The organism is Neoluteolibacter marinus, assembly GCF_014904755.1.
Lineage (GTDB): Bacteria > Verrucomicrobiota > Verrucomicrobiia > Verrucomicrobiales > Akkermansiaceae > Haloferula > Haloferula marina.
This window is the reverse complement of sequence record NZ_JACZFQ010000354.1, coordinates 1-276: the sequence shown is the minus strand read 5'-3', so window position 1 is coordinate 276 and position 276 is coordinate 1. Positions and strand designations below refer to the sequence as shown.

The window sequence follows — 276 nt, the reverse complement described above, 5'->3', positions numbered from 1 at the left end:
GGATGCCCCGCGAACAGCTCGCGCATCCGCTCCGTGCTGCGGGCCTCGGCCAGGTAGTCGAGCTCATCGCGCATGGAGGCGGCGAACTGATCCACCAGCGCGGTCAGGTCCTGATCGCCCACGCCCGGCCAGTAGCGCGTGATCAGCACGGCGAGCTCGCGCAGCACCTCCAGGTCGCGGTTGACGGTGTCCACGATCCCCGGGCGGCGGATCTTCACGACGACGTCCATGCCGTCGTAGACCGCGGTGTGGGCCTGCCCGATCGAGCCGGTGGCC

1 protein-coding gene is annotated in these 276 nt (G+C 70.7%); it reads right to left on the bottom strand.

Features of this window, described 5'->3' with window-relative positions; genetic code table 11:
• A partial coding sequence (locus IG178_RS25235) for an AarF/UbiB family protein (RefSeq protein WP_226895808.1) occupies positions 1–276 on the bottom strand: 276 nt, incomplete at both ends.